This is a genomic window from Streptomyces sp. NBC_01716 (assembly GCF_036248275.1).
Taxonomy (GTDB): Bacteria; Actinomycetota; Actinomycetes; order Streptomycetales; family Streptomycetaceae; genus Streptomyces.
The window spans coordinates 3,914,339-3,938,104 of sequence record NZ_CP109181.1 but is presented as its reverse complement, the minus strand read 5'-3'; the positions used below and the strand labels follow the sequence as shown (position 1 = coordinate 3,938,104).

The 23,766-nt window shown below is 72.4% G+C and carries 19 protein-coding genes; 16 read left to right on the top strand and 3 right to left on the bottom strand.

Going from position 1 to position 23,766, the window contains the following annotated elements:
- Nucleotides 1-54 precede the first annotated feature (54 nt).
- A complete protein-coding gene (locus OIE74_RS17125; protein WP_329384158.1) occupies nucleotides 55-972 on the bottom strand; it encodes a hypothetical protein in 918 nt (305 codons plus the stop codon).
- 109 nt (nucleotides 973-1,081) lie between these two features.
- Nucleotides 1,082-1,525: a hypothetical protein gene (locus OIE74_RS17120; protein ID WP_329384155.1), complete on the bottom strand. Its 444-nt coding sequence runs from the start codon at nucleotides 1,523-1,525 to the stop codon at nucleotides 1,082-1,084.
- An 89-nt stretch (nucleotides 1,526-1,614) separates the two neighbouring features.
- On the opposite strand from OIE74_RS17120, the gene OIE74_RS17115 reads away from it, so the two are divergent.
- On the top strand, nucleotides 1,615-5,517 hold the full coding sequence (locus OIE74_RS17115; protein WP_329384152.1) for a CHAT domain-containing protein: 3,903 nt from the start codon (nucleotides 1,615-1,617) through the stop codon (nucleotides 5,515-5,517).
- Between the two features lie 25 nt (nucleotides 5,518-5,542).
- Here OIE74_RS17115 and OIE74_RS17110 read toward each other — a convergent pair whose 3' ends face one another.
- Nucleotides 5,543-6,763, bottom strand: a complete 1,221-nt coding sequence (locus OIE74_RS17110; RefSeq protein ID WP_329384149.1) for a pyridoxal phosphate-dependent aminotransferase — start codon at nucleotides 6,761-6,763, stop codon at nucleotides 5,543-5,545.
- Between the two features lie 949 nt (nucleotides 6,764-7,712).
- Here OIE74_RS17110 and OIE74_RS17105 point away from each other — a divergent pair.
- From OIE74_RS17105 to OIE74_RS17035, 15 genes are all read left to right on the top strand, one after another.
- Nucleotides 7,713-8,231, top strand: a complete 519-nt coding sequence (locus OIE74_RS17105) for a DUF2617 family protein (protein ID WP_329384146.1) — start codon at nucleotides 7,713-7,715, stop codon at nucleotides 8,229-8,231.
- A gap of 148 nt (nucleotides 8,232-8,379) precedes the next feature.
- Nucleotides 8,380-10,017 (top strand): polyamine aminopropyltransferase, encoded by a 1,638-nt coding sequence (locus OIE74_RS17100; RefSeq protein WP_329384143.1) that lies wholly within the window; start codon nucleotides 8,380-8,382, stop codon nucleotides 10,015-10,017.
- Between the two features lie 59 nt (nucleotides 10,018-10,076).
- Nucleotides 10,077-11,246, top strand: coding sequence for an SRPBCC domain-containing protein (locus OIE74_RS17095; protein ID WP_329384140.1), 1,170 nt, complete (start codon nucleotides 10,077-10,079; stop codon nucleotides 11,244-11,246).
- A gap of 16 nt (nucleotides 11,247-11,262) precedes the next feature.
- On the top strand, nucleotides 11,263-12,081 hold the full coding sequence (locus OIE74_RS17090; protein ID WP_329384137.1) for an aldose epimerase family protein: 819 nt from the start codon (nucleotides 11,263-11,265) through the stop codon (nucleotides 12,079-12,081).
- 35 nt (nucleotides 12,082-12,116) lie between these two features.
- A complete protein-coding gene (gene pyrE / locus OIE74_RS17085; RefSeq protein WP_329384134.1) occupies nucleotides 12,117-12,662 on the top strand; it encodes an orotate phosphoribosyltransferase in 546 nt (181 codons plus the stop codon).
- Between the two features lie 104 nt (nucleotides 12,663-12,766).
- Complete coding sequence (gene fbaA, locus OIE74_RS17080; RefSeq protein WP_329384132.1) at nucleotides 12,767-13,798, top strand: class II fructose-bisphosphate aldolase; 1,032 nt, start codon at nucleotides 12,767-12,769, stop codon at nucleotides 13,796-13,798.
- Between the two features lie 138 nt (nucleotides 13,799-13,936).
- On the top strand, nucleotides 13,937-15,100 hold the full coding sequence (locus OIE74_RS17075; RefSeq protein WP_329384129.1) for a MalY/PatB family protein: 1,164 nt from the start codon (nucleotides 13,937-13,939) through the stop codon (nucleotides 15,098-15,100).
- Between the two features lie 24 nt (nucleotides 15,101-15,124).
- Nucleotides 15,125-16,618, top strand: a complete 1,494-nt coding sequence (locus tag OIE74_RS17070; RefSeq protein ID WP_329384126.1) for an MFS transporter — start codon at nucleotides 15,125-15,127, stop codon at nucleotides 16,616-16,618.
- A 100-nt stretch (nucleotides 16,619-16,718) separates the two neighbouring features.
- The gene (locus OIE74_RS17065; RefSeq protein ID WP_329384123.1) at nucleotides 16,719-17,132 is read left to right on the top strand and encodes a DUF3151 domain-containing protein; all 414 of its coding nucleotides are present in this window, start codon (nucleotides 16,719-16,721) and stop codon (nucleotides 17,130-17,132) included.
- 163 nt (nucleotides 17,133-17,295) lie between these two features.
- On the top strand, nucleotides 17,296-18,138 hold the full coding sequence (locus OIE74_RS17060) for a DUF3152 domain-containing protein (protein ID WP_329384120.1): 843 nt from the start codon (nucleotides 17,296-17,298) through the stop codon (nucleotides 18,136-18,138).
- A 92-nt stretch (nucleotides 18,139-18,230) separates the two neighbouring features.
- Entirely contained in the window at nucleotides 18,231-19,076 is an 846-nt protein-coding gene (locus OIE74_RS17055) for a tryptophan 2,3-dioxygenase (RefSeq protein ID WP_329384117.1), read from the top strand.
- Entirely contained in the window at nucleotides 19,069-20,289 is a 1,221-nt protein-coding gene (kynU, locus tag OIE74_RS17050) for a kynureninase (RefSeq protein ID WP_329384113.1), read from the top strand. Before OIE74_RS17055 ends, kynU begins: the two co-directional genes overlap by 8 nt.
- Before the next feature lie 199 nt (nucleotides 20,290-20,488).
- A complete protein-coding gene (locus tag OIE74_RS17045; protein WP_329384110.1) occupies nucleotides 20,489-21,748 on the top strand; it encodes a serine hydrolase domain-containing protein in 1,260 nt (419 codons plus the stop codon).
- A gap of 150 nt (nucleotides 21,749-21,898) precedes the next feature.
- Nucleotides 21,899-22,798 (top strand): alpha/beta hydrolase, encoded by a 900-nt coding sequence (locus OIE74_RS17040; RefSeq protein ID WP_329384108.1) that lies wholly within the window; start codon nucleotides 21,899-21,901, stop codon nucleotides 22,796-22,798.
- Between the two features lie 102 nt (nucleotides 22,799-22,900).
- Nucleotides 22,901-23,752 carry an NmrA family NAD(P)-binding protein gene (locus OIE74_RS17035; protein ID WP_329384105.1) on the top strand — a complete coding sequence of 284 codons (852 nt, stop codon included), beginning with the start codon at nucleotides 22,901-22,903 and terminating at the stop codon, nucleotides 23,750-23,752.
- Nucleotides 23,753-23,766 lie beyond the last annotated feature (14 nt).

Here is a 23,766-nt window from a genome sequence, read left to right as displayed (position 1 = left end):
GCACGCCGGTGAGGGCGGGGGCGGGCAGCGGCCCGGCGGGGAGCGCGGCGCCCGTCAGTCCGCCTTGCGGAAGATCTCCGACATGCTGTCCCCCGTGTCCGGCGACAGCGGGCCGCCCGTCGCGTCCGGGGGTTCCAGGCCCACCAGGACCGCCAGGTCCCGGGCGTGGACGTCCACCGCCGCCTCCACGAGGGACGCCAGCGACTCCACCGCCTCGCGGGCGCGGGAACGGGCCACCAGCGCGCAGCCCAGGGCGATCAGGGCCGCCGGCCACCACCACGCGGCGACGGCGAGATAGCCGAGTGACCACGCGCCGAGCCGTGCCGCCGTGGCGAGGGCGAGACGTGCGGACTCGATCTGGCGCTGGGCCGGTTCCGCGAGGATCAGCCACAGGCGGGGCCACACGGCGGCGAGGTCGATGCCGTACGCCGCGTGGACGCGCGCGGCGGCTGCCGCGAGCCGGTCGCCGTACCAGGTGGGGCGGCTCGGCGGGACCAGGGCGATACGGTCGCGGGCCCGGGTGAGGCGTTCGATGTCGGCCGCCGGGGTGGCCGGATCGCGGATCGCCTCGGTCCGTTCGTGGTCGAGCCGCTGCCAGGCCGCGTGGCGCCCGCTCTGGAGCCGGCGCCCGAGCGGGAAACGGCTCTCGCGCAGCCAGAAGCTCTCGACGGCGGTCCCGACGGACTGGGCGGCCAGCGACAGCGCCGATGAGAGCAACAGGATCACCGCCACCGCGATCGCCGCCGTGCCCGTACGGTCCAGGACCGGCCGCGCGGTCAGGTCGTCGAGGGCTTCGCGCAGCCGGTCGATGTCGTGCCAGTGGGCGTGCCCGAGGGTGGTGCCGGCGGCAACGACTCCCAGGAAGAGCGCACCGGGCAGCACGAGAAGGTTGAGCCAGCGCTCGGTGAGCTTGGTGCCGAGCGTGACGAGGAGGGGGTTCACCGGCGCGCGGGCCTGGGCCGTGTCCGACAATTGGCGTCGTCCGCCGGAGGGGCGGGGCGCGCGGTGTCCGGCCCGCGCTGAGCCCGGCCCTGTCGGTGGGCGACGCCGCTGTCGCAACACGCCCTGGGCGCGACCGCGCTCATGTCGTCGGGTCCCGGCGCAGGCGTTCCTTGCGCATTCGGGTGCCGTTGAGCGCGCACGGTGGCGCCGGTCGGAGGTCCTTGGCCGGTTCGCGGCGCGTGCAGAGGACCGTGCCGGGGCAGAGGGCAACCTTGATCATCGGGCGGACGCCCGGGATCGTCTGACCGGGGTACGGCCGGCCCGGCCCTACCCGCAGCTGGCCGCCCAGCCCGCGCGCGTCGCCGGCCCGGAGCAGCGCCTCGTCCAACTCCCGGAAGGCCGCGTCGAGTTGCCCGGGGTCCGCCGTGGAGCAGAGCGCGAGCAGCGCCCTGGCGCGCTCGGTGGCCGCCGAGACTTCTTCGTCCGTGCGCCAGAGCCCGTCCCGTGCCCCCAGCAGCGCGCACAGAGCCGCGATGGAGCTGGCGCGTGGACCCTCCCCGTACGCCGTGTCTGATGCGGTCATGGCCTCAAGTGTGCCTTGGGCGGGCACGCTTGGGCCGCTGTCCAACACAATGGGTCAGTTGTCGGACGGGAGCGGGGGCAGGCGTGCGGGTGCGGGGCAGAAGCCGGGACGGCCGGGACGACCTGCTGGGCGCGGTGACGGGACGGCTGGACCGCGCCATTCAACGGGGCGACGGGTCACTGGTGTTCGGCCCGGAGGCCGACGCGGAGCTGGCGGCGTTGCTGCGCGGCTGCGATCTCCGTACGGACATGGACGCCCGGCAGGCGGCCGGCTGGCTGTACTGGGCCCGGTGCGGTGAGCTCGGCGAGGGAAAGGGCGCGGAGGAGGGCTCGTGCGCGGGGATGCTGCTGCTTCCCGTCTGGGTGTGCGACCGGGCGGCCGTACCACCGGAGTTGGCGGCACTCTGGGCCTCACTGCCCCCGGAGTCCTGGCCGGACCCCGCCGACGCCGACGGTCCTGAGGTGTGGAGCGGGGTGTGCATGGCCGCCACGGCCGCCGGTGAGGGCCGTCAACTGCCTGGTCTGCCACCGGAGATGGCGAGGGCCTTCGAAACGCCGGGTGGTTCACCCGACTTGGTGCGCGCGCAGGCGATCGCCGCCGGCCGGCTCTCGGTGCTCGCCACCGCCGCCGACGACCCGGAGCTCGCCGTACGAGTCTCCCGCCTGGCCGACGCGCTGGCCGCGGCGGCGCGCGCCTGGGACGACGACGCTCTGCGCGAGGAGTCGGCGCACCTCGCCGAAGAGGTGCTGCGCCTCGGTCGCCGCTCCGTCCGGCTCAGTCCGGCCGGCGACCCGGAGCGCCTGACCCGGCTCAGCAATCACGGGCTGGCGCTGGTGGAGCGGTACGAGCGGACCTCCGACGCGGAGGATCTGGACGAGGCGGCCGGGATCGCCCGCGACGTACTGGCCCAGACGGACGACAACAACCCCGACCTCGCCCGCCACAGAAGCATCCTGGCACGGGCGTTGAGTCTGCGGCTGGACCGGTCGGGCGGCACGGTCGAGGAGTTCGACGAGGTCGTCGTGCTCAGCAGGGGCGCCGTGGCCGGGAACCCGCTCGGACCGGGCTCAGCCCTGGCCGATCTGGCCCTCATGCTGGTGAAGCGGTACGAGCGGACGGGCGAGCTCGCCGACCTGGAGGAGGCCATCGCCGTACTGGGCCGATCGCGTCAGGAGGTCTGGGCGGATCCGGGCCAGCGGACCCGCGCCGACGAGCAGTTGGGCCTCGCGCTGCGGCTGCGGCACGCGCGCATCGGGGACGTCCGCGACCTGGAGGAGGCGCGGCGGCTCCTGCGCGACGAGGAGCCCCGGGACACCGCCGGGACGCCCGGCCGTACGGTCCAGCGGCTGGTCAACTCCGCCCTGGAGCTGCGCGGGCGGTACGAGCGCGGCCTCGGCGCCCCCGAAGATCTCGTGACCGCCGTGGCCAGGATGCGCGAGGCGCTCGCGATGCTGCCGCCAGGTCACGCGTCCCGGCCCGGCGCACTCACCAATCTGGGTACGGTCCTGCTCTCGCTCCATCAACAGTCGTCCGACCTCGCGGTGTTGACGGAGGCGGTCGACGCGCAGCGCGAGGCCGTCCGCGAGACCCCCGCCGGACATCATCTGCTCGGCGGACGGCTGATCAATCTCGGCGCCGCGCTGATGCTCCGCCACAACAGGCTTCAGGATTCGGCCGATCTGGCGGAGGCGCTGGACTGCCGGCGGCGGGCCGCCTCGCTGCCCGGCGCGTCCGCGTCGAAGCGCGCGGCGGTTCTCTCCGCGACGGGCGGTGCGTTGGCGCGTACGGCCGGACGGACCCGCGACGTGGCCACGGCCGACCAGGCGGTGGAGCACATCAGGGCGGCGCTGGAGCTGACCGACGCGACCGATCCGCTTCTGCCGCAGAGGCAGTTGTCACTGTCGCTCATCCTGCTCTCGCGTTTCGACATCACCCACCGGCGCCGGGATCTGCGAGAAGCGCGGGAGGTGCTGGAAGCGGCCATCGCCGCCGTGCCCGAAGGATCGCCGCTGCGCTCGAACTTCCTGGTGACGGCGGCCGTTCTCCAGCGTGCCTCGCTGCGTGCGGGGTGGTTCTCGGGCGCGCACGAACGGGCGGTCCGCCTGCTGCGGGAGGCCGTCGACGCGACGCCGCCGGAGCACCCGAATCTCACGACCCGGCTCTCAGCGCTGGGTGAACTGCTGGCCGAACGGTACGCACGTACGCGCGCGGTGGACGACCTCAGACAGTCCGCCGCGGCCTTCCGCGAGGCGGCGCTCGAACCGCAGTGTCCGTCCTCGGAGCGGCTGGACGCGGCCTGGCGGTGGGCGCGTGCCGGGATGGAACTCGGCAGACCGGATCTCGCGCTCAAGGGGTACGTCGTCGCGGTCGACCTGATGCCGGTCCTCTCGCCGCGTCATCTCCTCCGTGACGACCAGGAGTTCCGGCTCGGCGGGACGGTGGGGCTGGGCGCGGAGGCCGCGGCGTGCGCGGTCCGGTGCGGTGAACCTGGGCTGGCGGTACGGCTGTTGGAGCAGGCACGCGGGGTGCTGCTGGCACAGGCCTTCGACGCGAACAGCGACCTGACGGAACTGGCCCGCAAGGCACCGGAGTTGGCGGAGGAGCTGGTCAGGCTGCGGCAGGGACTCGACGCGTCGACGGACGAGTTGGTACCGGAGCCGGAGGACTCCTCGTACGAGCCGTCCGACCACGAGCCGCCGGAGGACTCCTCGTACGAGCCGTCCGGTCCCGTGGCCCCGGCCAGCGACCGGCGGCAGCGGCTGACCGCCCAGTGGGACGCGCTGACCGCCCGGATCCGCGCCGAGCACCCCGAGTTGCGGCTCTTCCGGTCCGTACGCGACTGGGACGACGCCGAGTTGGGCGCGGCAGCCGCACAGGGGCCGGTCGTGCTGGTGCATGTGCCGCCCGCCGACAGTACGGGCGGTGCCGAGGCCCCGGCCGGTGGCGCCCTCCTGGTGACCGGGGGCTCGGTCGAAGCGCTGCCGCTGCCGCTGCTCACCGCGCCGGCGGTCACCACTCGCACCGAGCGTTTCCACGACGCGCTCGCGCGGATGAACGCGCCGGGGAGCGGCCACGAGGAGGCACTGCGGGCCCAGGGCGAGGTGCGGGCCACGCTGGACTGGCTCTGGTCCGCCGTCACAGGCCCCGTCCTCGACCGGCTGGGCCTCGAAGTCCCTCCGGAGGGGGAGGAGTTGCCGCGGATCTGGTGGTCGCCTGGCGGGCTGCTCGGCACGCTGCCCCTGCACGCCGCGGCGCCGGACGGCAATGGGCCGGGCGCCCTCGACCGGGTGGTTTCCTCGTACGCCCCCACACTCCGTACGCTCCACCACGCCCGCACACGCGCCCCGGCGCGCCCCCGCTCCGACGACCCTGCCGCCGACACCCCGGGCGACTCCCTCCTGATCGTCGCCGTCCCCGAGGCGGACGGGCTTCCCGCGCTGCCCGGCGCGCGCGAGGAGGCCGACTGGCTCGCGCGACGGCTGCCGTACGCCACGCTCCTCGCCGACGGCGCCGCGACCCGCGCGGCGGTCGACGCCCGCCTGCGCGACCACGCGCACGTCCACTTCGCCTGCCACGCCGTCAGCGATCCGCTGCGCCCTTCGAACGGCCGACTGGTGCTGCACGGCCCGCCCGACGCGTCTCCGACCGTGCGCGATCTCGCCCGGCTGCGCCTTCCCGGCGCCCGTCTGGCCTATCTGTCCGCCTGCGACACCATGCGTATCAGCGCCGAACTCGCCGACGAGTCCGTGCACATCGCGAGCGCCTTCCAGATGGCGGGCTTCCCCCATGTCGTCGGCTCGCTCTGGCCGGTGGACGACAGGATCGGGGCGCGGGTCGCGCGCGGGCTGTACGAGCGGCTGGACCCCGCCGATGGCGGCCCGCTCACCGTCGACGGCACGGCGCGCGCCCTGCACCGCGCGGTGTGCGAACTGCGCGCCGAGTACCCCCGTACGCCGAGCCTGTGGGCCTGCCAGGTCCACGCGGGACCGTAGGTCATTCCCTGAAGTCCTCGCGCGCTCACCCCGCCGCGAGCGTCTTCAGCCGGTCCGCCGCGTCCGCCAGGACCTCCGCGCGCTTGCAGAACGCGAACCGTACGAAGGGCGCGCCCTGTTCCCGGTGGTCGTAGAACACCGCGTTCGGCACGGCCACCACCCCGCACCGCTCCGGCAGCGCGCGGCAGAACGCGAAGCCGTCGCTCTCGCCGAGTGGCCGGATGTCGGTGGTGACGAAGTACGTGCCCGCCGGCCGGTAGACCTCGAACCCGGCCGCCACGAGCCCCGCCGACAGCAGGTCGCGCTTGGCCCGCAGATCGTCGCGCAGGTCCTCGAAGTAGCTGTCCGGCAGCCGCAGCGCCTCGGCGACGGCGTACTGGAACGGCCCGGCCGACACGTACGTCAGAAACTGCTTCGCGGCCCTGACCGTGGTCACCAGCTCCTGCGTGGCCGTCACCCAGCCGACCTTCCAGCCGGTGAACGAGAAGGTCTTCCCGCTTGAGGAGATGGTGACCGTGCGCTCGCGCATCCCCGGGAAGGACGCGAGGGGCAGATGCTCGCCGTCGAAGACCAGGTGCTCGTACACCTCGTCGGTGACCACCAGCAGATCCCGCTCGACGGCGAGCGCCGCCACGGCCGCCAGCTCCTCGCGTGTGAGGACGGTGCCGGTGGGGTTGTGCGGGGTGTTGAGCAGGATCAGCCGGGTGCGCGGGGTGACGGCGTCGCGCAGCTCGTCCAGGTCCAGGTGGTACGCCCCGTCGCGGGGCCGCAGCGTGACGGGGACGCGCGTGCCGCCCGCCAGGGCGATGGAGGCGGCGTACGAGTCGTAGTACGGCTCCAGGGCGATCACCTCGTCGCCGGGCTCCACGAGGGCGAGCAGCGACGCGGCGATCGCCTCGGTGGCGCCGGCGGTGACCAGGACCTCGGTGTCGGGGTCGTACGCCAGGCCGTACCGCCTCAGCTGGTGGTCGGCGATCGCGGTGCGCAGCTCGGGGATGCCGGGGCCCGGCGGGTACTGGTTGCCCCGGCCGTCGCGCAGTGCCCGTACCGCCGCCTCCCTGACCTCCTCCGGGCCGTCGGTGTCGGGAAAGCCCTGGCCCAGGTTGATCGCGCCGGTGCGGACGGCCAGCGCCGACATCTCGGCGAAGATCGTCGTCCCGAACTCCGCGAGGCGTCGGTTGAGCAGGGGGCGGTGGCGCTCGGGGGCGTCGCTCGCGGCGGACGACGTGGGATTCGTGGCGGTCATGGCGGCCATCCTGCGCCGAAGCTCTGGACTTGCTCAAGTCTGCTTTGGGCTCGTGGGGCGGGGGGCATTCCCCAGTCACACAAGAAGACGGCACGAAAGCCGATCACCGGCGAAGCCGGTCACGCGACGGCGCGGGGGCCTCGCCACGGGGGAACAGAAAGACGGTGAAGACGATGAACGTTGTGGGTCTGGCCTTCGGGCTTCTCGCACTGTTGGTTGTCGGGTTCCTGTTCGCGATAGGGACCTATTCGAAGAACCGGCGGGCACGGAACGGCAATCGGGGTGTCCGGCTCTCCGGAAGCCGCCGTTCCGGCGGGGGAGACGGGGGCGGTGACAGCGGCGGGAGCGGCGGGAGTTGGTTCTCCAGCGGTGACGGAGGCGGCTCCTCGTCCTGCGGAGGGGGTTCGTCCTCCTGCGGCGGAGGCGGCGGGGGGTGCGGCGGCGGAGGCAGCTGACACGGGGCAGCTGGTCCGTGGCCACTGAAGGTGCCCGGCGGGGTGAACTCCCGCCGGGCACCTTCACGTTGATCGTCGGGGGGCGGGTCCCGCCGTGGGCCGGTGGGGAGTTGAGCGGTTTCTGGTTGAACAGTTGAACTGTGGCACCCCCGAGGGGATGGAAACCAAGTCAAGTTGGGTAAAAACGCTGTGAGCGCCGCTTACTTCGTGATTGCCTCGCTGTTGAGATTATCCAGCCCCCGGACCTCAGGGCGCTCGAACCTCGGACTTTCGCGCGGAGCCGAGTAGACGATCTCCTACTTTCGCCAGCTCGTAATTCCCGTCTCTCAGCTCCTGGTTCCCGGTTCTCACTTCTCTGCCCGTAAGTCCCAACCGTTCACCGTTCGCAGTTCGCCACTCGCAGGTCACAGCAGATCTGCGAAATCGGAACTTCCCATTCATCCTCCGGGACGCCACCCGGTCCATATTGCCAAGCGTGTTTGCGGAGCCGACCCATGCTCAGAACTCTGAATACCGCCTACACCGACACCCGGGCCGCCGATCTGGCCTGGGAGTTGGGGCGCGAGCCGCTGCCCGCTCTCGCCGTCCTTGATCTCGAACTGACCGGTGCCAAGCTTCAGTTGAGGCTTCTTGGCGCCTCCCACCAGGTGCTTCTTGAGGAGGAGCGGGGCAGTTGCTCCGAGACGGTGGCCTGTATCCCGGGCAGCAGTACGCCGCTTCCGCTCGGTGTCGCCGAGCGCGTGGGGGAGTGGGAGTACGAATTCGCCGCGCGCGTCGAGACGTTGTCGCGCGGCTCGTTCGCGGGGCGAGCGCAGGAGCTGCTCGCGCTGGTCGCCGACCATCCGAACGGACTCGCGGGCACGTTCCCGGGTGACCCGAACGCGTTCACGGCGATGCTCGTGCGGCGGCACGAGGGGCAGGTTTCCTGGCTCACCTGGCACGCGTATCCACAGGAAGGGGCGCTGGTGGTGACCCGGACGCGGGTGGGAGCGCGGGTGCCGGTGAGTCTGTAGCGGTGTGTGGGGCCACGGCCTCGGCGGTGGGAGCCCGGTGGGAGTCCGGTGGGAGCGACAGGAATAGGCCATGGGGAGAGGTGTGAACGAGAGTTACCACCCTTGTGGGTGACAAGCCGCACGGAAGTCGTGACGTAGCGTTACTGGAATGATCGACCAGTCTGTGGTCGCGCCGGCGGAAAGCGCGCCGCGACTGCCCGTCCGACCCAGCGCGGGTCGCTTCCTGATCCTCGCCGTGGTTTTCGTGTGCGCCGCGTGCGGGCTGGTGTACGAGCTGGAGCTGGTGGCCCTCGCGTCGTATCTGATCGGGGATTCGGTCACGCAGGCGTCGGTGGTCCTGTCCCTGATGGTCTTCGCGATGGGCCTCGGGTCGCTGCTCGCCAAGCGGCTGCGCTGCCGGGCGGCGGTGGGATTCGGCCTGGTGGAGGCGGCGCTCGCCCTGCTCGGGGGCTGCTCGGCGATGGTGCTGTACGCGACGTTCGCCTGGATGGGGGAGTCGCGGTACGCGCTGATCGGCTTCTCGCTCGCCATCGGGGTCCTCATCGGCGCGGAGATCCCGCTGCTGATGACGCTCATCCAGCGGGTCTCCCGGCAGGACGCGGGCGGGACCGTCGCGGATCTCTTCGCGGCGGACTATGTGGGCGCGCTGGTCGGCGGGCTCGCGTTCCCGTTCCTGCTGCTGCCGTGGTTCGGACAGCTGACGGGCGCGCTGCTGACCGGCGCGGTGAACGTGGTGGCGGGGGGCGCGCTCGTGCTCTGGGTCTTCGGCCGCGACCTGACGGGCCGCGAGCGGGGGCTGCTGCTGCTCGTGAACGTCCTGGTGCTCGCGGTGCTGGGGGCCGCGGCCGTGCTGGTCGACGACTTCGAGCGGGCCGCGAGGCGTGCGGTGTACGGGGACGGGGTGCGGGTCGCGGTCCAGACCGACGTCCAGGAAGTGGTGCTGACGGGCGGGCGGGGCGGGCGGGATTCGCGGGGCGGTCCGCTGGACCTGTATCTGGACGGGCGGCTGCGGGTCAGCGAGCGCGACGAGTTCCGGTACCACGAGGCGCTGGTGCATCCCGCGATGAGCGGTCCGCACGAGCGGGTGCTGATCCTGGGAGGCGGCGACGGGCTCGCGGCGCGGGAGGTGCTGCGGTACGGGGACGTCCGTTCGGTCACGCTCGTGGAGCTGGACCCGGGCGTCGCGCGGCTGGCGCGTACGGACCCGGCGCTGGCGGGGCTGAACAAGCACGCGTATGACGACCCCCGGCTGCGGGTGGAGTACGCGGACGCGTTCGCGTGGCTGCGGGAGCGGGGGCCGGGGCCGGAGCCGGAGCCGTACGACGTGGTCATCTCGGACCTGCCCGACCCCGGCATCACCCCGAGCACCAAGCTCTACTCGGAGGAGTTCTACGGGCTCGCCTCCCGGGTGCTCGCGGAGGGCGGGCGGCTGGCGGTGCACGCGGGGCCGCCGGCTGCCCGGCCGCGTACGTACTGGACGGTGGACGCGACGTTGCGGGCGGCCGGGTTCGGGACGAGTCCGTACAGCGCGACGGGGCGGGCGTCCGGTTTCGGCGCGGGGCCGGACCGGGCGGCGGGGGCGGCGGCGGAGGCGGTCGTGGGGCAGGACTGGGGCTTTGTCCTGGCCGCCGTCGGCCACCCGCCGAGGGTGGAGCTCCCCCCGGACGTGCCCCGGCTGCGCTCGCTGGCCGCGCCGCTGCTCGAAGCGGGGGTCCTCGGGGCGGAACGCACCCGGTTGCGTGATCTGCCGCCTTCGACGCTGGTACATCCGCGGTACGCGGGGTGAGGGGACCGTTGTGCGCGGAGGGGCGCCTGAGTCGGCGGGGCTGAGTAGGCTCGGGACCCATGGAGCATGAGGTGTTCATTCCGGTTCCGGCTGAGACCCTCCGCGAGGCGCTGAGGGACCACGCCCGCGTCGCGCGCTGCGTCCCCGGCCTCCAACAGGACGCGGACGAGTCGGCCCGCCCGCTCTCGGGCCGCCTGAAGGTCCGCGTGGGCGGCCACACGATCACGTACCGGGGCGCACTGACGCTCACGGAACGGGCGGGCGGCTTCACGGCGAAGGGCGAGGGCGCGGAGGTCCGTGGTACGGGCTCCGCGAAGCTGAACGTCCGCCTCCGACTCACGGAGACCGCCGCGGGCACGACGGTCACGTTCACGGCGACGTCCACGTCGACCGGCCGCCTCACGGAAATCGACGCCCCGACCTCAGAAGCAACAGGCCGCCGCCTCCTGGACCGCTTCGCGATGGCGCTGCGAAAGGGTGACGACTCGTCGGCGGACGGGGCGACGACGGGGCCGGGGGCCGGGCGGGGCGAGGACGTGGCGGCGTCTGCCGCCGAGCCTGGTGCCGGGCGGGACGGGGACGTCGCGGCGTCGGGCGACGCGTCTGGTGGTGGCGAGCGTGCGGCGGATGCCCCTGGCGCTGACGAGGCTGCGGGTGGCGGGCCGGACGCCTCCGGCGTCGGTGGTGGGCAGGACGAGGAGCTGCCGTCGGCGGGCGACGCGTCCCCCGCCTCTGGCCGGCCGGCGGGCGCCGACGCCGGGCAGGGCGCGGTGCCTGCCCCCGAGTCGGGCAGCGCTGACGCGAGTGGTGGGCAGGGCGAGGACCGCGACGTGTCCCGCGCCGAGTCAGGTGCCGCCGATGCCGATCGACCCGCCGACGACTCCGCGGCCGGCGCCGATGCCGATCAACCCGCCGAGCCCCCCGGCTTCGGGCCGGACCCCGACCCCGACAGCTTCGACGACACCCTCGGGTTCGGGGACACCTCCTCCGGGAACGGGGACTTTCTGGTGCCCCTCGATCCGCCCGCCGAGGCCGCCCATGCGCGGCGGACCATGATTGGGCGGAGTGCCGAGGAGGTCGATCACGCGCCGCCCCGTGGGCGTTACGCGCCCGAGCAGGCCCCCGAGTCCGGCGGTGCCGGTGCCGCGCTGCGGTGGGTGGCGCCCGCCGCGGCGCTCGCCATCGCGGGGGCCGTCGTCGTAGGGCGCGCGCTCCGGCGCAGGCGTTGAGCCGTAGGGTCATGGCGTGAGTACGGAAACGGACCAGAAGCGCGAGATCCGACTGGCGGCCGGCGACGCCGAGTTGACCATCCATCCGGCGAACGGCTGCCGCGTCGCGAGCCTGCGCGTCGGTGGTACGGAGCTGCTGCGGCAGGGCGACCGGTACGGCTGCTTCCCGATGGTGCCCTGGTGCGGCCGGGTCGAGCACGGGCGGTTCGGCAACGGCGGCATCACCCACCAACTGCCCCTCAACTCCCCGCCCCACGCCATCCACGGCACCGGCCGCGACACCTCATGGCGCACCGCGCGCAGGGGTGAGACCGAGGCGGCGTTCACGTACGAACTCGCCGACCCCTGGCCGTACACCGGTCGCGTCACGCAGCTCTTCGAGCTCACCGACGACTCCCTGACGCTCACGCTCGGCGTCGAGACGTACGACGACTCCTTCCCCGCGCAGGCGGGCTGGCACCCCTGGTTCCTCCGCCACCTGGACGGTCGTACGGCCGACGAGGACGCCGTACGCCTCGACTTCTCCCCCGCCTGGCAGGAGGAGCGCGGTGCGGACCATCTGCCGACCGGCCGCCGTATCGACCCCCGCCCCGGCCCGTGGGACGACTGCTTCGGGATGCCCGACGGCGTGGCGGCCACGCTGACCTGGCCGGGACGGCTCGAACTGAAGGTGGCCAGTACCGCCGAATGGGCCGTCGTCTACGACGAGCAGGCCGAGGCCGTCTGCGTGGAGCCGCAGACCGGTCCGCCGAACGGGCTGAACACCCTGCCGCGCCTGGTCACGCCCATCGACCCCCTGGAGATCCGGACGACCTGGAGCTGGCGCCGGCTCTGAGGAGGCTCTCCGGACCGGGTCGTAAGCTCAGGGCCATGACTGACGTACGTGCTGAGCTGCTCCAGCAGATCAAGGACAAGGCCGTCGTGCACGGCAAGGTGACCCTGTCGTCCGGCATCGAGGCCGACTGGTACATCGATCTGCGCCGTATCACCCTGGACGGGCAGGCCGCGCCGCTGGTCGGGCAGGTCATGCTCGACACCGCCGCTGCCGCCGGTCTGGACTACGACTGCGTGGGCGGCCTGACGCTCGGCGCCGACCCCGTCGCGACGTCGATGCTGCACGCGTCCGCCGCGCGCGGCGCGAGCCTGGACGCGTTCGTCGTACGCAAGCAGGGCAAGGCCCACGGGATGCAGCGCCGTATCGAGGGCGCGGACGTGAAGGGCCGCCGCTGCCTGGTGGTGGAAGACGTGTCGACGACCGGCGGTTCGCCGCTGACCGCCGTCGACGCGGTGCGCGAGGCGGGCGGCGAGGTCGTCGCCGTCGCGGTGATCGTCGACCGGGGGGCCGCCGGAGCCGTGGAGGCCGCGGGGCTGCGGTATGTCAGCGCGTACACCCTGCCGGACCTCGGCCTGGCCTGAGCCTCACCGTACGGACAAGAGTCTGGAAAGATGAGGGCGACAATGACGTCGCCCCCAGGTCAGGGACAAAGCACCTCAACCCGCACATCACAAGGAGCGGCCCGATGCCCATCGCAACCCCCGAGGTCTACGCCGAGATGCTCGACCGGGCGAAGGCAGGCAAGTTCGCCTACCCGGCCATCAACGTGACCTCGTCCCAGACTCTGCACGCCGCGCTGCGCGGCTTCGCGGAGGCCGAGAGCGACGGCATCATCCAGATGTCCACCGGTGGTGCGGAGTTCCTCGGCGGTCAGTACAACAAGGACATGGCCACGGGCGCCATCGCGCTCGCGGAGTTCGCGCACATCGTTGCCGCGAAGTACGACATCACGGTCGCGCTGCACACCGACCACTGCCCCAAGGACAAGCTGGACACCTACGTACGTCCGCTCCTCGCGATCTCGTCCGAGCGCGTCAAGGCCGGCCGGAACCCGCTGTTCAACTCGCACATGTGGGACGGCTCCGCCGAGACCCTCGCCGACAACCTCACCATCGGTGAGGAGCTGCTCGCGCAGGCCGCCGCCGCGAAGATCATCCTTGAGGTCGAGATCACCCCGACCGGCGGCGAGGAGGACGGCGTCACGCACGAGATCAACGACTCCCTCTACACGACCGTCGACGACGCGCTGCGCACCGCGGAGGCCCTGGGCCTGGGCGACAAGGGCCGTTACCTGCTGGCCGCGTCCTTCGGCAACGTGCACGGCGTCTACAAGCCGGGCAACGTCGTCCTCCGCCCCGAGCTGCTGAAGGACCTCCAGGAGGGCGTGGCCGCGAAGTACGGCAAGCCCGCGGGCAGCCAGCCGTTCGACTTCGTCTTCCACGGCGGCTCCGGCTCCTCCGTCGAGGAGATCGCGACGGCGCTGGAGAACGGCGTCGTGAAGATGAACCTCGACACCGACACGCAGTACGCCTTCACGCGGCCGGTCGCGGACCACATGTTCCGCAACTACGACGGTGTGCTGAAGGTCGACGGCGAGGTCGGCTCCAAGAAGACGTACGACCCGCGCACGTGGGGCAAGGCGGCCGAGGCGGGCATGGCGAAGCGCGTCTCCGAGGCGTGCGGGGCGCTGCGCTCGGCGGGCACCAAGCTCAAGTAACCAACGGCAGTACGTGGCCAACGTCCGTACGCGGCGGGCCCGGCGCCCCCTGGGGTGCCGGGCCCGTGTGCTGCCCGGCCCGGCTCACGCACTGCCCGCTCACGCGCTGCCCGGCCGTCCGTCCCGAGGAGGACCCCTGTGGGCTACGACTTCGACACCCCCGTGGACCGCCGCGGCACCTGGAGCGTCCAGTGGGACGGCGTCGCCGACCGCTTCGGCGTCGACGGACTCCTCCCCTTCACCATCTCCGACATGGACTTCGCCTGCGCACCCGAGGTGCTCGCCGCCCTCCAGGCGCGCCTCGCCCACGGCGTGCTGGGCTACACGGACTGGCGCCACGAGGACTTCCTGTCGGCGCTGCGGCACTGGTTCGCCACCCGCTACGACACCGAGCTGGACACCGACCGCGTCGTCTACGCGCCGTCCGTGCTCAACCAGGTGTCGCAGCTGCTGCGGATGTGGACCGCCCCCGGCGACGGCGTGGTCGTCCACACCCCCACGTACGACGGTTTCCGCAAGGCGGTCACCGGACTCGGCCGTGAGCTGCGCGGGGTGCCGGTGGGCGATTCGGCGGCGCTGGAGCGGGAGCTGGCGAGGGCCGACAGCAGAGTGCTGATCCTGTGCTCGCCGCACAATCCGACGGGCCGGGTGTGGACGGAGGGCGAGCTGACGGAGTTCGCGAAGCTCGCGGCGGCGTACGACGTGGCGGTGATCAGCGACGAGATCCACGCCGACTTCGTCCACCCCGAATTCGTCCCGGCCGGCCGCCGCCATCTGCCGTGGACCCGGTTCGGCACGGGCCGGTGGGCGATCGTCACCTCGGCCTCGAAAGCCTTCAACTTCCCCGCGCTCAGCGGTTCGTACGGCATCATCGGCGACCCGGACGACCACGCGGAGTTCACGCGCCGGATGCTGACGGCCGAGGGCCTCGCCTCCCCCGCCGTCCTCGCGCTGACGGCCCACATCGCCGCGTACCGCGAGGGCGCGCCCTGGCTGGACGCGCTCAACACCTACCTCGCGGCCAACCTCCGCATGCTCGCCACCCGCCTCGACGCGGCCTTCCCCCAACTCGCCTGGCGCCCACCGGAGGCCGGTTATCTCGCCTGGATCGACCTGCGCCCCCTGGGCGTGGCCGACGACGAGCTCCAGCGCGAGCTGATCGAACGCGAGAAGGTGGCGATCATGCCGGGCACGACGTACGGCTGCGACGGTTTCGTCCGCCTCAACGTCGGCTGCCCGCGCGCCAAGGCGGAACGGGGCACGGCGGCCCTGATTCGTGCGCTCCGCCGGCTCGCCACGTAGCCTCCGGGCGGGGAGGATTTACTTATGGATATCAGGCTGGGCACGGCCGTCGGCCGGTGGATCGTGTTTACCACGGTGCTCGGGTCCACCATGGCGCTGCTCGACTCCACCGTCGTCAATGTCGCCCTGCCGCACATCGGTGACGATCTCAACGCCGATCTGGCCGACCTTCAGTGGACGGTCAACGCGTACATGCTCACGCTCGCCGCGCTGATTCTGCTCGGGGGATCTCTCGGGGACCGGTACGGGCGGCGGCGGATTTTTGTGCTGGGGATCGTGTGGTTCGCTCTCGGGTCGCTCATGTGCGGGCTCGCGCCCACCGCCGAGGTGCTGATCGTCGCCCGCGCGTTGCAGGGGGTGGGCGGTGCGCTGCTGGTGCCCGGGTCGCTCGCGTTGATCCAGGCCAGTTTCCATCCGGACGACCGGGCGCGCGCGGTGGGACTGTGGTCGGGGCTCGGGGGTGTCGGTGCGGCCGTCGGGCCGTTCCTGGGCGGGTGGCTGGTGGACGGGCCCGGCTGGCGCTGGATCTTTCTGCTGAACGTGCCGCTCGCCGCGGTCTGTGCGCCGGTGGCTCTGCGACATGTGCCGGAGTCGAAGGACCCGGCCGCGCACGGCCGGTTCGACGTGGGCGGCGCGGTGCTGGGCGCGGTCGCGCTGGGGCTGGTGACGTACGCGCTGATCGCGAAGGTGTGGTGGTCGGGGATCGCGGGCGTGCTGGTGGCCGTGGCGTTCGTGGTGCTGGAGCGGCGGCGGCCCGATCCGATGCTGCCGCCGTCGATCTTCGCCTCGCGGCTGTTCACTTCGGTCAATGTGGTGACGCTGTGCGTGTACGCGGCGTTCGGCGGGTTCTTCTTCCTCGCGTCGTTGCAGCTCCAGGTCGTCGTGGGTTACTCGGCGCTCGGCGCCGGGACCGCGCTGCTGCCGACGACCGTGCTGATGCTGCTGTTCTCGGCCAGGTCGGGCGAGCTGGGCGCGAAGATCGGGCCGCGTATCCCGCTCACGGTGGGGCCGCTGCTCTGTGCCAGCGGTCTGCTGCTGATGCTGCGGGTCGGCGCGGGCGCCTCGTACGTACGGGACGTACTGCCCGCGCTGGTGGTGATGGGCCTCGGCATGGTGACGCTGGTGGCGCCCCTGACCGCGACGGTCCTGGCGTCCGTCGACAGCTCGCGCGCCGGACTCGCCAGCGGCATCAACAACGCGGCGGCGCGCGCCGCGGGTCTGCTCGCGGTGGCCGCGCTGCCGCTGCTGGCGGGCGCGGGGCCGGAGGTGTACCGGTCGGCGACGCAGTTCGACGCGTCCTTCGACCGGGCGATGCCGCTGTGCGCGGGGATCCTGGTGGTGGCGTCGGTGATTGCCTGGACCACCGTGCGTGCGCCGAAGGCCGCGGAGGGAAAGAAGGCCGAGGCCGCCCCCAGCCTGCCCCAGTGCAAGGTGAACTGCGGGCTGTCGGCGCCGCCGCTGGAGCCCACCACGACGCCGAAGGGGAAGGAGGCGGGAGCGTCCGCCGCAGACGCGTGAGGGGGGCCGCCCCCCCGGTTCGGGCCCTGCGTCCGCGATTGCCGGTGGCAAACCCGCACCACCGCCACGGAATCCGACGCGACCTGGGACACTCGGAAGCATGGCCATCCACAAAGACCTTCTTGGGGGACCGCCCCCCACGCACCTGCCCGACGACCCCGAGCCGCGCGAGCTTCTCGCGAACGGGACGGCGCCCGCCGACGTCGCGGCGAAGTACCCGACCTCGTCGCTCGCGTGGGCCCAGCTCGCCGACGACGCGTTCGAGAACGGCCGGGTCGTCGAGTCGTACGCGTACGCCCGCACCGGCTACCACCGTGGCCTGGACTCCCTGCGCCGCAGCGGCTGGAAGGGGCACGGCCCGGTGCCGTGGGAGCACGAGCCGAACCGTGGCTTCCTGCGCGCCCTGCACGCGCTGGCCCGCGCCGCGCAGGCGATCGGCGAGCAGGAGGAGTACGAGCGCTGCACGGTCTTCCTGCGGGACTCCTCGGCGGTGGCGGCCGACACCCTCGGCTGAGGGCGGCTGACGCAGGTCACGCAGGTCCGTCGCAGGTCCGTGGCCGTCCGAAAGGCTACGGACCTGCGGCGCGCGGTCGATACGATCACACACGCCATCGAATCCGGTACGAGGTCCCGGCACCCTCTCCCCGACGCCGGCCGAAGCAGGGGAGAAGTCCGTCTTGGGCAAGCGTGTCGTGGCCCGGCGCCGTCCGATCGCCCGCGCCGTGTTCATCGGCGTGTGTCTGACCGCCGTCTTCGTCGGTGGCGGCGCGGCCATCGCCGACTGGGCGGGGAGCGATCGCACGGCCGAAGCGGCCCCCGAGGACCCTGCGGACGGCCCGGCCGATGACGCGTCCGACGCGGAATCCGGGGCGCGCGAGCCCGCGGCCCCCGGGGGCTCGAACGTCGCCCCCGACCCCGTGGTCTCCCCCGACTCGGCACGCCGTATCCCCGTCCCCGACGACGGCCCCGGCACCTTCACCACGGCCCGCTCCACCGGTTCGAAGGCCGGCTCCGGCGACACCGTCCGCCGCTACAAGGTGCAGGTCGAGAAGGGCATCGAGCTCTCCGAGCGGCAGGCGGCCGTCGAGATCGAGACAATCCTCGCGCACCCCCGGGGCTGGACATCCGACGGCCGTAACTCCTTCCAGCTCGTCGCCTCCGGCCCCTCCGACTTCGACGTGAAGATAGCGACGCCCGGCACGGTGGACGAGATCTGCGGCGCCGCCGGCCTCCTCACGCGCGGCGAGGTGAACTGCACCGTCGGCCGCACCGTCGTCGTGAATCTCAAGCGCTGGGTGCTGGGCTCCGAGCAGTTCGACGGTCCGGTCTCCGAGTACCGCGCGCTGATCATCAACCACGAGGTCGGCCACCGGCTGGGCCGGGGCCATGTCACCTGCGGCGGCGACGGCGAGCCCGCGCCGGCGATGATGCAGCAGATCAAGGGCCTGCACGGCTGCGTTGCGAATGCATGGCCGTACGCGGAGAACGGGACGTACATCACAGGCCCGGCGGTGCCCTGAAGTCGGGATTATGATGCGAACAGGGGACCGGAGCTCCGATGCCGATTGGAAGGGGCGGACCGCTACCCGGTAGCAATATCGAGGAGACAGAGATGTCGCAGCACCCCGATGCCTCCGGAGCCGGTTCGGATTCCCCGAACCTCGACTTCGCGGGTACGACCCCGTACGAGGACTACGTCCAGGCGGACGTCCTCACCCACCTTCAGCACCCGGTGTCCGACGACCCGGGCGAGATGGTCTTCCTGGTGACCACCCAGGTGATGGAGCTGTGGTTCACCGTCATCGTCCACGAGTGGGAGACCGCGTCACGCGCGCTGCGCGAGGACCGGGTGCCGGTCGCGATCGACGCGCTCAAGCGGTCGGTGCGCGAGTTCGAGGCGCTGAATGCGTCGTGGACGCCGCTGAGCCAGTTGACCCCCGTGCAGTTCAACTCGTACCGCAGCGCGCTCGGTGACGGCTCCGGCTTCCAGTCGGCGATGTACCGGCGGATGGAGTTCCTGCTCGGCGAGAAGTCGGCGTCCATGCTCGTACCGCACCGGGGCGCGCCGCGCGTGCACGCCGAGCTGGAGAAGGCGCTTCAGGAGCCGAGCCTGTACGACGAGGTGCTCAGCCTGCTGGCCCGGCGCGGGCTGCCGGTGCCGGCGTCGGCGCTGAACCGGGACCTCACACAGAAGTACGAGCCGTCGACGGCGGTCGAGGAGATCTGGGCCGGGATCTACGCGGAGCCCGACCAGAACGGTGAAGTCATCAGGCTGGGCGAGGCGTTGACGGATGTCGCCGAGCTGGTGTGGCGCTGGCGCAACGACCATCTCGTGGCGACGCGGCGCGCGATGGGCTCCAAGACCGGGACGGGCGGCTCCGCCGGGGTCGCGTGGCTGGAGAAACGCGCGCAGAAGAACGTGTTCCCGGAGCTGTGGACGGCGCGCAGCCATGTCTGATTCCTCCGTGGCTTCGGAAGAGCTGGTGAAACTGGCCGCGGAGCTCGACGCCGCCGATGAACTGGCCGCGCGGCGCGAGCTGTTCGTGCTGGACGACGACACCGTCTACCTGGACGGCAACTCGCTCGGGGCGCTGCCCCGTCACGTACCCGAGCGGGTCCAGGACGTCGTCACCAGGCAGTGGGGCGAGCTGCGCATCCGCTCCTGGACCGAGGGCGGCTGGTGGACCGCGCCCGAGCGGGTCGGCGACCGGATCGCCCCGCTGGTCGGCGCGGCGCCCGGCCGGATCGTGGTCGGCGACTCCACAAGTGTCAACGTCTTCAAGGCGGTTGTGGCCGCAGCGCGTATCGCGGAGGAGGGCAGGAACGAGATCCTGGTCGACGCCGCGACCTTCCCGACCGACGGGTACATCGCGGAGTCGGCCGCGCGGATGACCGGGAAGCGCCTGGTGCCGGTGGCCGTGGGCGAGTTGGCGGGTGCGCTCGGGCCGCGTACGGCCGCCGCGCTCGTGAACCACGTCGACTTCCGTACGGGCCGGCTCCACGACCTGCCCGGCATCACGGCGGCGCTGCACGACGCGGGCGCGCTGGCGATCTGGGACGTGTGCCACAGCGCGGGCGCGCTGCCCGTCGGGCTGGACGCGCACGGGGTCGACCTGGCGATCGGCTGTACGTACAAGTACCTGAACGGCGGGCCGGGTTCACCGGCCTTCCTGTACGTCGCGGAACGTCATCAGGAAGCCTTCGACTCCCCGCTGCCCGGCTGGACCTCGCATGTGGACCCGTTCGGCATGACGCCGGACTACGCGGCGGCGGACGGCGCGACGCGTGGCCGGGTGGGTACGCCCGACATCCTCTCCATGCTGGCGCTGGAAGCCGCGCTCGACGTGTGGGAGGGCGTCTCGCTGGACGTTCTGCGGGCGAAGAGCCTGGCGCTGACGGACTTCTTCCTGCGGTGCGTGGAGGCGTACGCCCCGGCGGGGCGGGTCAGTTCACTGACTCCGGCCGCGCACGCGGAGCGCGGCAGCCAGGTGGCGCTGCGCTGCGCGGAGGCGCCCGCGGTGATGGCGGAGCTGATCGCGCGCGGAGTGGTCGGGGACCTGCGGCGGCCGGACGTACTGCGGTTCGGCTTCACGCCGCTGTACGTGGGCTTCCGCGACGCGGAGCGGGCGGCGCGGGTGCTGGGGGATGTCCTGCGGGGCTCCGGGACGTGAGGCTCCCGGACGTGAGCTGAGGCTTCGGGACGCGAGCTGAGGCAGGCGCGCTCGCTGCGGCGGGGCCGGGGCTCTCCCCGCCCCGCCGCTGTGCCGCGGGCGGCCGATGAACCCCACCCACCGCCTGGGGATATCCCCACCGCCCGGATGGGTGCCCGCGTCATGGGATCGGGGAGCCAGGTCCAACAGGCTGGTGGGCATGGGTACTTACTCGAAAACCTCACGCCGTCCGCGCCTGCCCGTGGTCACCGCGCTCGTCACCGCCGCCGTCTGTGCCGTGTCCCTCGGGGTGTCCGCCGGGCCGGCGCCCGCGCACGGGACGGAAGGCGGTGGCCGGGACTCCGCGGGCGCCGCGCTGTCGCAGAAGCAGTTGCAGCGTGAGGTGAACCGTGTGCTGAGGGAGGCCGGGTACGTCGGCATCTCCGTACAGGTACGGGACGGACAGAGCCGTACGTACGCCGTCGCCGGAGAGGCCGAACTCGGCACCGGGCGGCGGGTGTCGCACGCGGCGAACTTCCGGGCCGCCAGCGTCACCAAGACGTTCGTGGCGACGGTCGTCCTCCAACTCGCCGCCGAGGGGCGGCTGTCCCTGGATGACACCGTGGAGGACTGGCTGCCGGGCGTCGTGGCGGGGAACGGCAACGACGGCGGCCGGGTCACGGTGCGGCATCTGCTCCAGCACACCAGCGGCATCTACAACTACGACTTCATCGAGGACACCGGCAACACGGCCGAGGACTTCGAGCGGACCAGGTTCGACCACCACGACCCCGAGGAGTCGGTGGCCGGGGCGATGAGGCACAAGCCGGACTTCGAGCCCGCCGATCCCAACGACCCCGAGCCGGACTGGAATTACTCGAACACCGGCTACACGCTCGCCGGGATGATCATCGAGAAGGCCACGGGCAAGTCGTGGGACAGGGAGGTCCGCGACCGTATCGTCCGCCCGCTCGGGCTCACGCAGACGTACGTCCCCGGTGACGACCCGACTCTCAAGGGGCCCTATACGCACGCGTATCAGCAGTTCCCCGGGTCCACCGGCTGGACGGACACGAGCCTGGTCAACATGTCGTGGGCTACCGCCGCCGGGCAGCTGATCAGCGGGGAGCGGGATCTGGACCGGTTCCTGACGGCCCTTCAGCGCGGTCGGCTGCTGCCGCCCGCCCAGATGGCCGAGCTGCGGAGGACCGTACCCGTGGGCGCGGACTTCGAGGCGGTCTTTCCCGGGCTGCGGTACGGGCTCGGGGTGATGCGGCAGCCGCTGAGCTGTGGTGGGTACCGCTGGGGGCACGGCGGCGATCTGGAGGGGCAGACCGTGCGGACGGCGGTCAGCGAGGACGGTCAGCGGTCGGTGGTCATCAACTCGACCGGGAAGAAGGCGGACGACGAGTGGCTGTTCGCGGCGGAGAGGGCCCTCCAGGCGCTGCTCGACCGTGCGATCTGCGGCGCTGAGAGGTGATGCGGAAGTGATGCCGGAGCGATCTTGATGGGCGGGGCCGTCGGCGGGGCCGTCGGTGGTGGGACGTGGCCGTAAACCTGTGGCGCGGATGCTGATAACGTCCGCGCTGATCAGGTCAATTCGGGTCTCTCATCGAAAGGTTGGCGCGGCATGACGGATTCCGCCGCCCGTGGCTCCGCCGATGTCGCTGCGGTCGCACGTGACAACGCCGAGTTCGAGGCGCTGATGTCGCGTCCAGGGGTGGAGCCGGACGTCACGTCGGCGTACGGGGAGCATCCCGACCAGGTCGTGGACTTCTACGCGCCGCGTGGCGGGCGCGAGGGTGTGCCGCTGGTGGTCGTGGTGCACGGCGGGGCGTGGCGGGCGCCGTACGACCGGGGGCATCTGACGCCGTTCGCCGGCTTTCTGGCCGGCCGTGGATTCGCCGTGGCCAACGTGGAGTACCGGCGGGGGAGCGCGGGGGAGGCCCCTGGCGGGTCGGGTCCCGTCGCCGGGCGGTGGCCGGAGACCTTCGACGACATAGCCGCCGTGATGGACGCCCTGCCCGCGCTCGTCGCCGACGCGCTCCCGCAGGCCGACCCGCGCCGGATCGTGGTCACCGGGCACTCCGCCGGTGGCCACCTCGCGCTCTGGGCGGCGGCGCGGCATGTGCTGCCCCAGGGGTCGCCGTGGCGGCTGGACGAGCCCCCGCTGCTGCGCGGGGTCGTCGCCATCGCGCCCATCGCGGACTTCACCTCCGCCGTCGAGCTGGGGGTGTGCGGCGGAGCCGTCGTGCAACTCCTCGGTGGGGACGCGGAGTTGAAGGCGCGCAGGGACAGTACGGACCCGTCGGTGCTGCTGCCCACCGGGATCGCCACCACCGTCGTGCAGGGCCGGGACGACATCGTCGTACCGCAGGCCGTCTCCGAGGCGTACGTCTCCGCCGCCGCCAGGGCCGGGGAGATGGTCGGCATCACGCTCCTGGAGGACGTCGGGCACTACCCGCCGGTCGACCCGGGCGCCGACGCCTGCGCGGTCGTGGCCGAGGAACTTGCGCAGCTCGCGTACTGACGGCCTGCCTGCGGAGAAGGCTCGCGGAGACGGTTTGCGGGGGCGGCTTGCCGAGACGGCTTGCGGACCGGAGCTGACCGCAAGCCCTCCTACGTTCGACGCATGACCAACAACACGAACGTGAACCTTGTGACAGGCGCGACCGGCACGGTGGGCCGGGAGATAGTCCGCGAGCTGCTCGGCCGCGGGCTCTCCGTACGCGCCCTGACCCGCGACCCGGCCAAGGCCGACTTTCCCGACGGTGTCGAGGTGGTACGGGGTGACCTCGCCGATCCGGCGTCGATCGCCCCCGCGCTGGAGGGCGTCACCGGGCTGCACCTGATCACCTTCGACGGCGGGGCTTTCGCGGAACTGCGGACCGGTCCCGAGATCGTCGAGCTGGCGGTCAAGGCGGGGGTACGCCGGATCACCGTGCTCAACGGCGGGGGCGACACCCCGCTCCAGGACGCCGTCAAGGCGGGTGGCGCGACGCACGGCATCGCGTGGACCGTGCTCATGCCGGTCGAGTTCATGGCCAACGCGCTGGGGTGGGCGGACGGCATCCGCGCCGGCGACAGCGTGCGTGAGCCGTTCGTCGGGCGGCTGAGCGCCATGGTCCACGAGGGCGACATCGGCGCCGTCGCTGCGGTCGCGCTGAGCGAGGACGGGCACGGCGGCAGGTCGTACCTGATCACCGGGCCCGAGGCGCTGACGATCCAGGACAAGGCGGACGCGCTCGCCGGTGCCAGGGGCCGGAAGATCGAGGTGGTGGAGCTGACCGAGGCGCAGGCGGTCGAGGAGTGGCGGGCGGCCGGGCAGCCGGAGCACGTGATCGGCTTCCTGCTTGAGGTGTACGGGAACACGCCGCCCGAGGGCCGGACGCCGATCGGGACGGTGGAGGAGGTCACGGGGCGTCCCGCGCGTACGTTCGCGCAGTGGGCGGCCGAGCACGCGGAGGTGTTCCGGCGCGTGTAGCTCTCGGGGGTGTG

Coding starts and splice junctions, on each gene's coding strand:
- fbaA (WP_329384132.1), top strand. CDS start 12,767: ATGCCCATCGCAACCCCCGAGGTCTACGCCGAGATGCTCGACCGGGCG.
- OIE74_RS17100 (WP_329384143.1), top strand. CDS start 8,380: ATGATCGACCAGTCTGTGGTCGCGCCGGCGGAAAGCGCGCCGCGACTG.
- OIE74_RS17055 (WP_329384117.1), top strand. CDS start 18,231: ATGTCGCAGCACCCCGATGCCTCCGGAGCCGGTTCGGATTCCCCGAAC.
- OIE74_RS17040 (WP_329384108.1), top strand. CDS start 21,899: ATGACGGATTCCGCCGCCCGTGGCTCCGCCGATGTCGCTGCGGTCGCA.
- OIE74_RS17095 (WP_329384140.1), top strand. CDS start 10,077: ATGGAGCATGAGGTGTTCATTCCGGTTCCGGCTGAGACCCTCCGCGAG.
- OIE74_RS17120 (WP_329384155.1), bottom strand. CDS start 1,525: ATGACCGCATCAGACACGGCGTACGGGGAGGGTCCACGCGCCAGCTCC.
- OIE74_RS17105 (WP_329384146.1), top strand. CDS start 7,713: ATGCTCAGAACTCTGAATACCGCCTACACCGACACCCGGGCCGCCGAT.
- pyrE (WP_329384134.1), top strand. CDS start 12,117: ATGACTGACGTACGTGCTGAGCTGCTCCAGCAGATCAAGGACAAGGCC.
- OIE74_RS17035 (WP_329384105.1), top strand. CDS start 22,901: ATGACCAACAACACGAACGTGAACCTTGTGACAGGCGCGACCGGCACG.
- kynU (WP_329384113.1), top strand. CDS start 19,069: ATGTCTGATTCCTCCGTGGCTTCGGAAGAGCTGGTGAAACTGGCCGCG.
- OIE74_RS17070 (WP_329384126.1), top strand. CDS start 15,125: ATGGATATCAGGCTGGGCACGGCCGTCGGCCGGTGGATCGTGTTTACC.
- OIE74_RS17045 (WP_329384110.1), top strand. CDS start 20,489: ATGGGTACTTACTCGAAAACCTCACGCCGTCCGCGCCTGCCCGTGGTC.
- OIE74_RS17065 (WP_329384123.1), top strand. CDS start 16,719: ATGGCCATCCACAAAGACCTTCTTGGGGGACCGCCCCCCACGCACCTG.
- OIE74_RS17110 (WP_329384149.1), bottom strand. CDS start 6,763: ATGACCGCCACGAATCCCACGTCGTCCGCCGCGAGCGACGCCCCCGAG.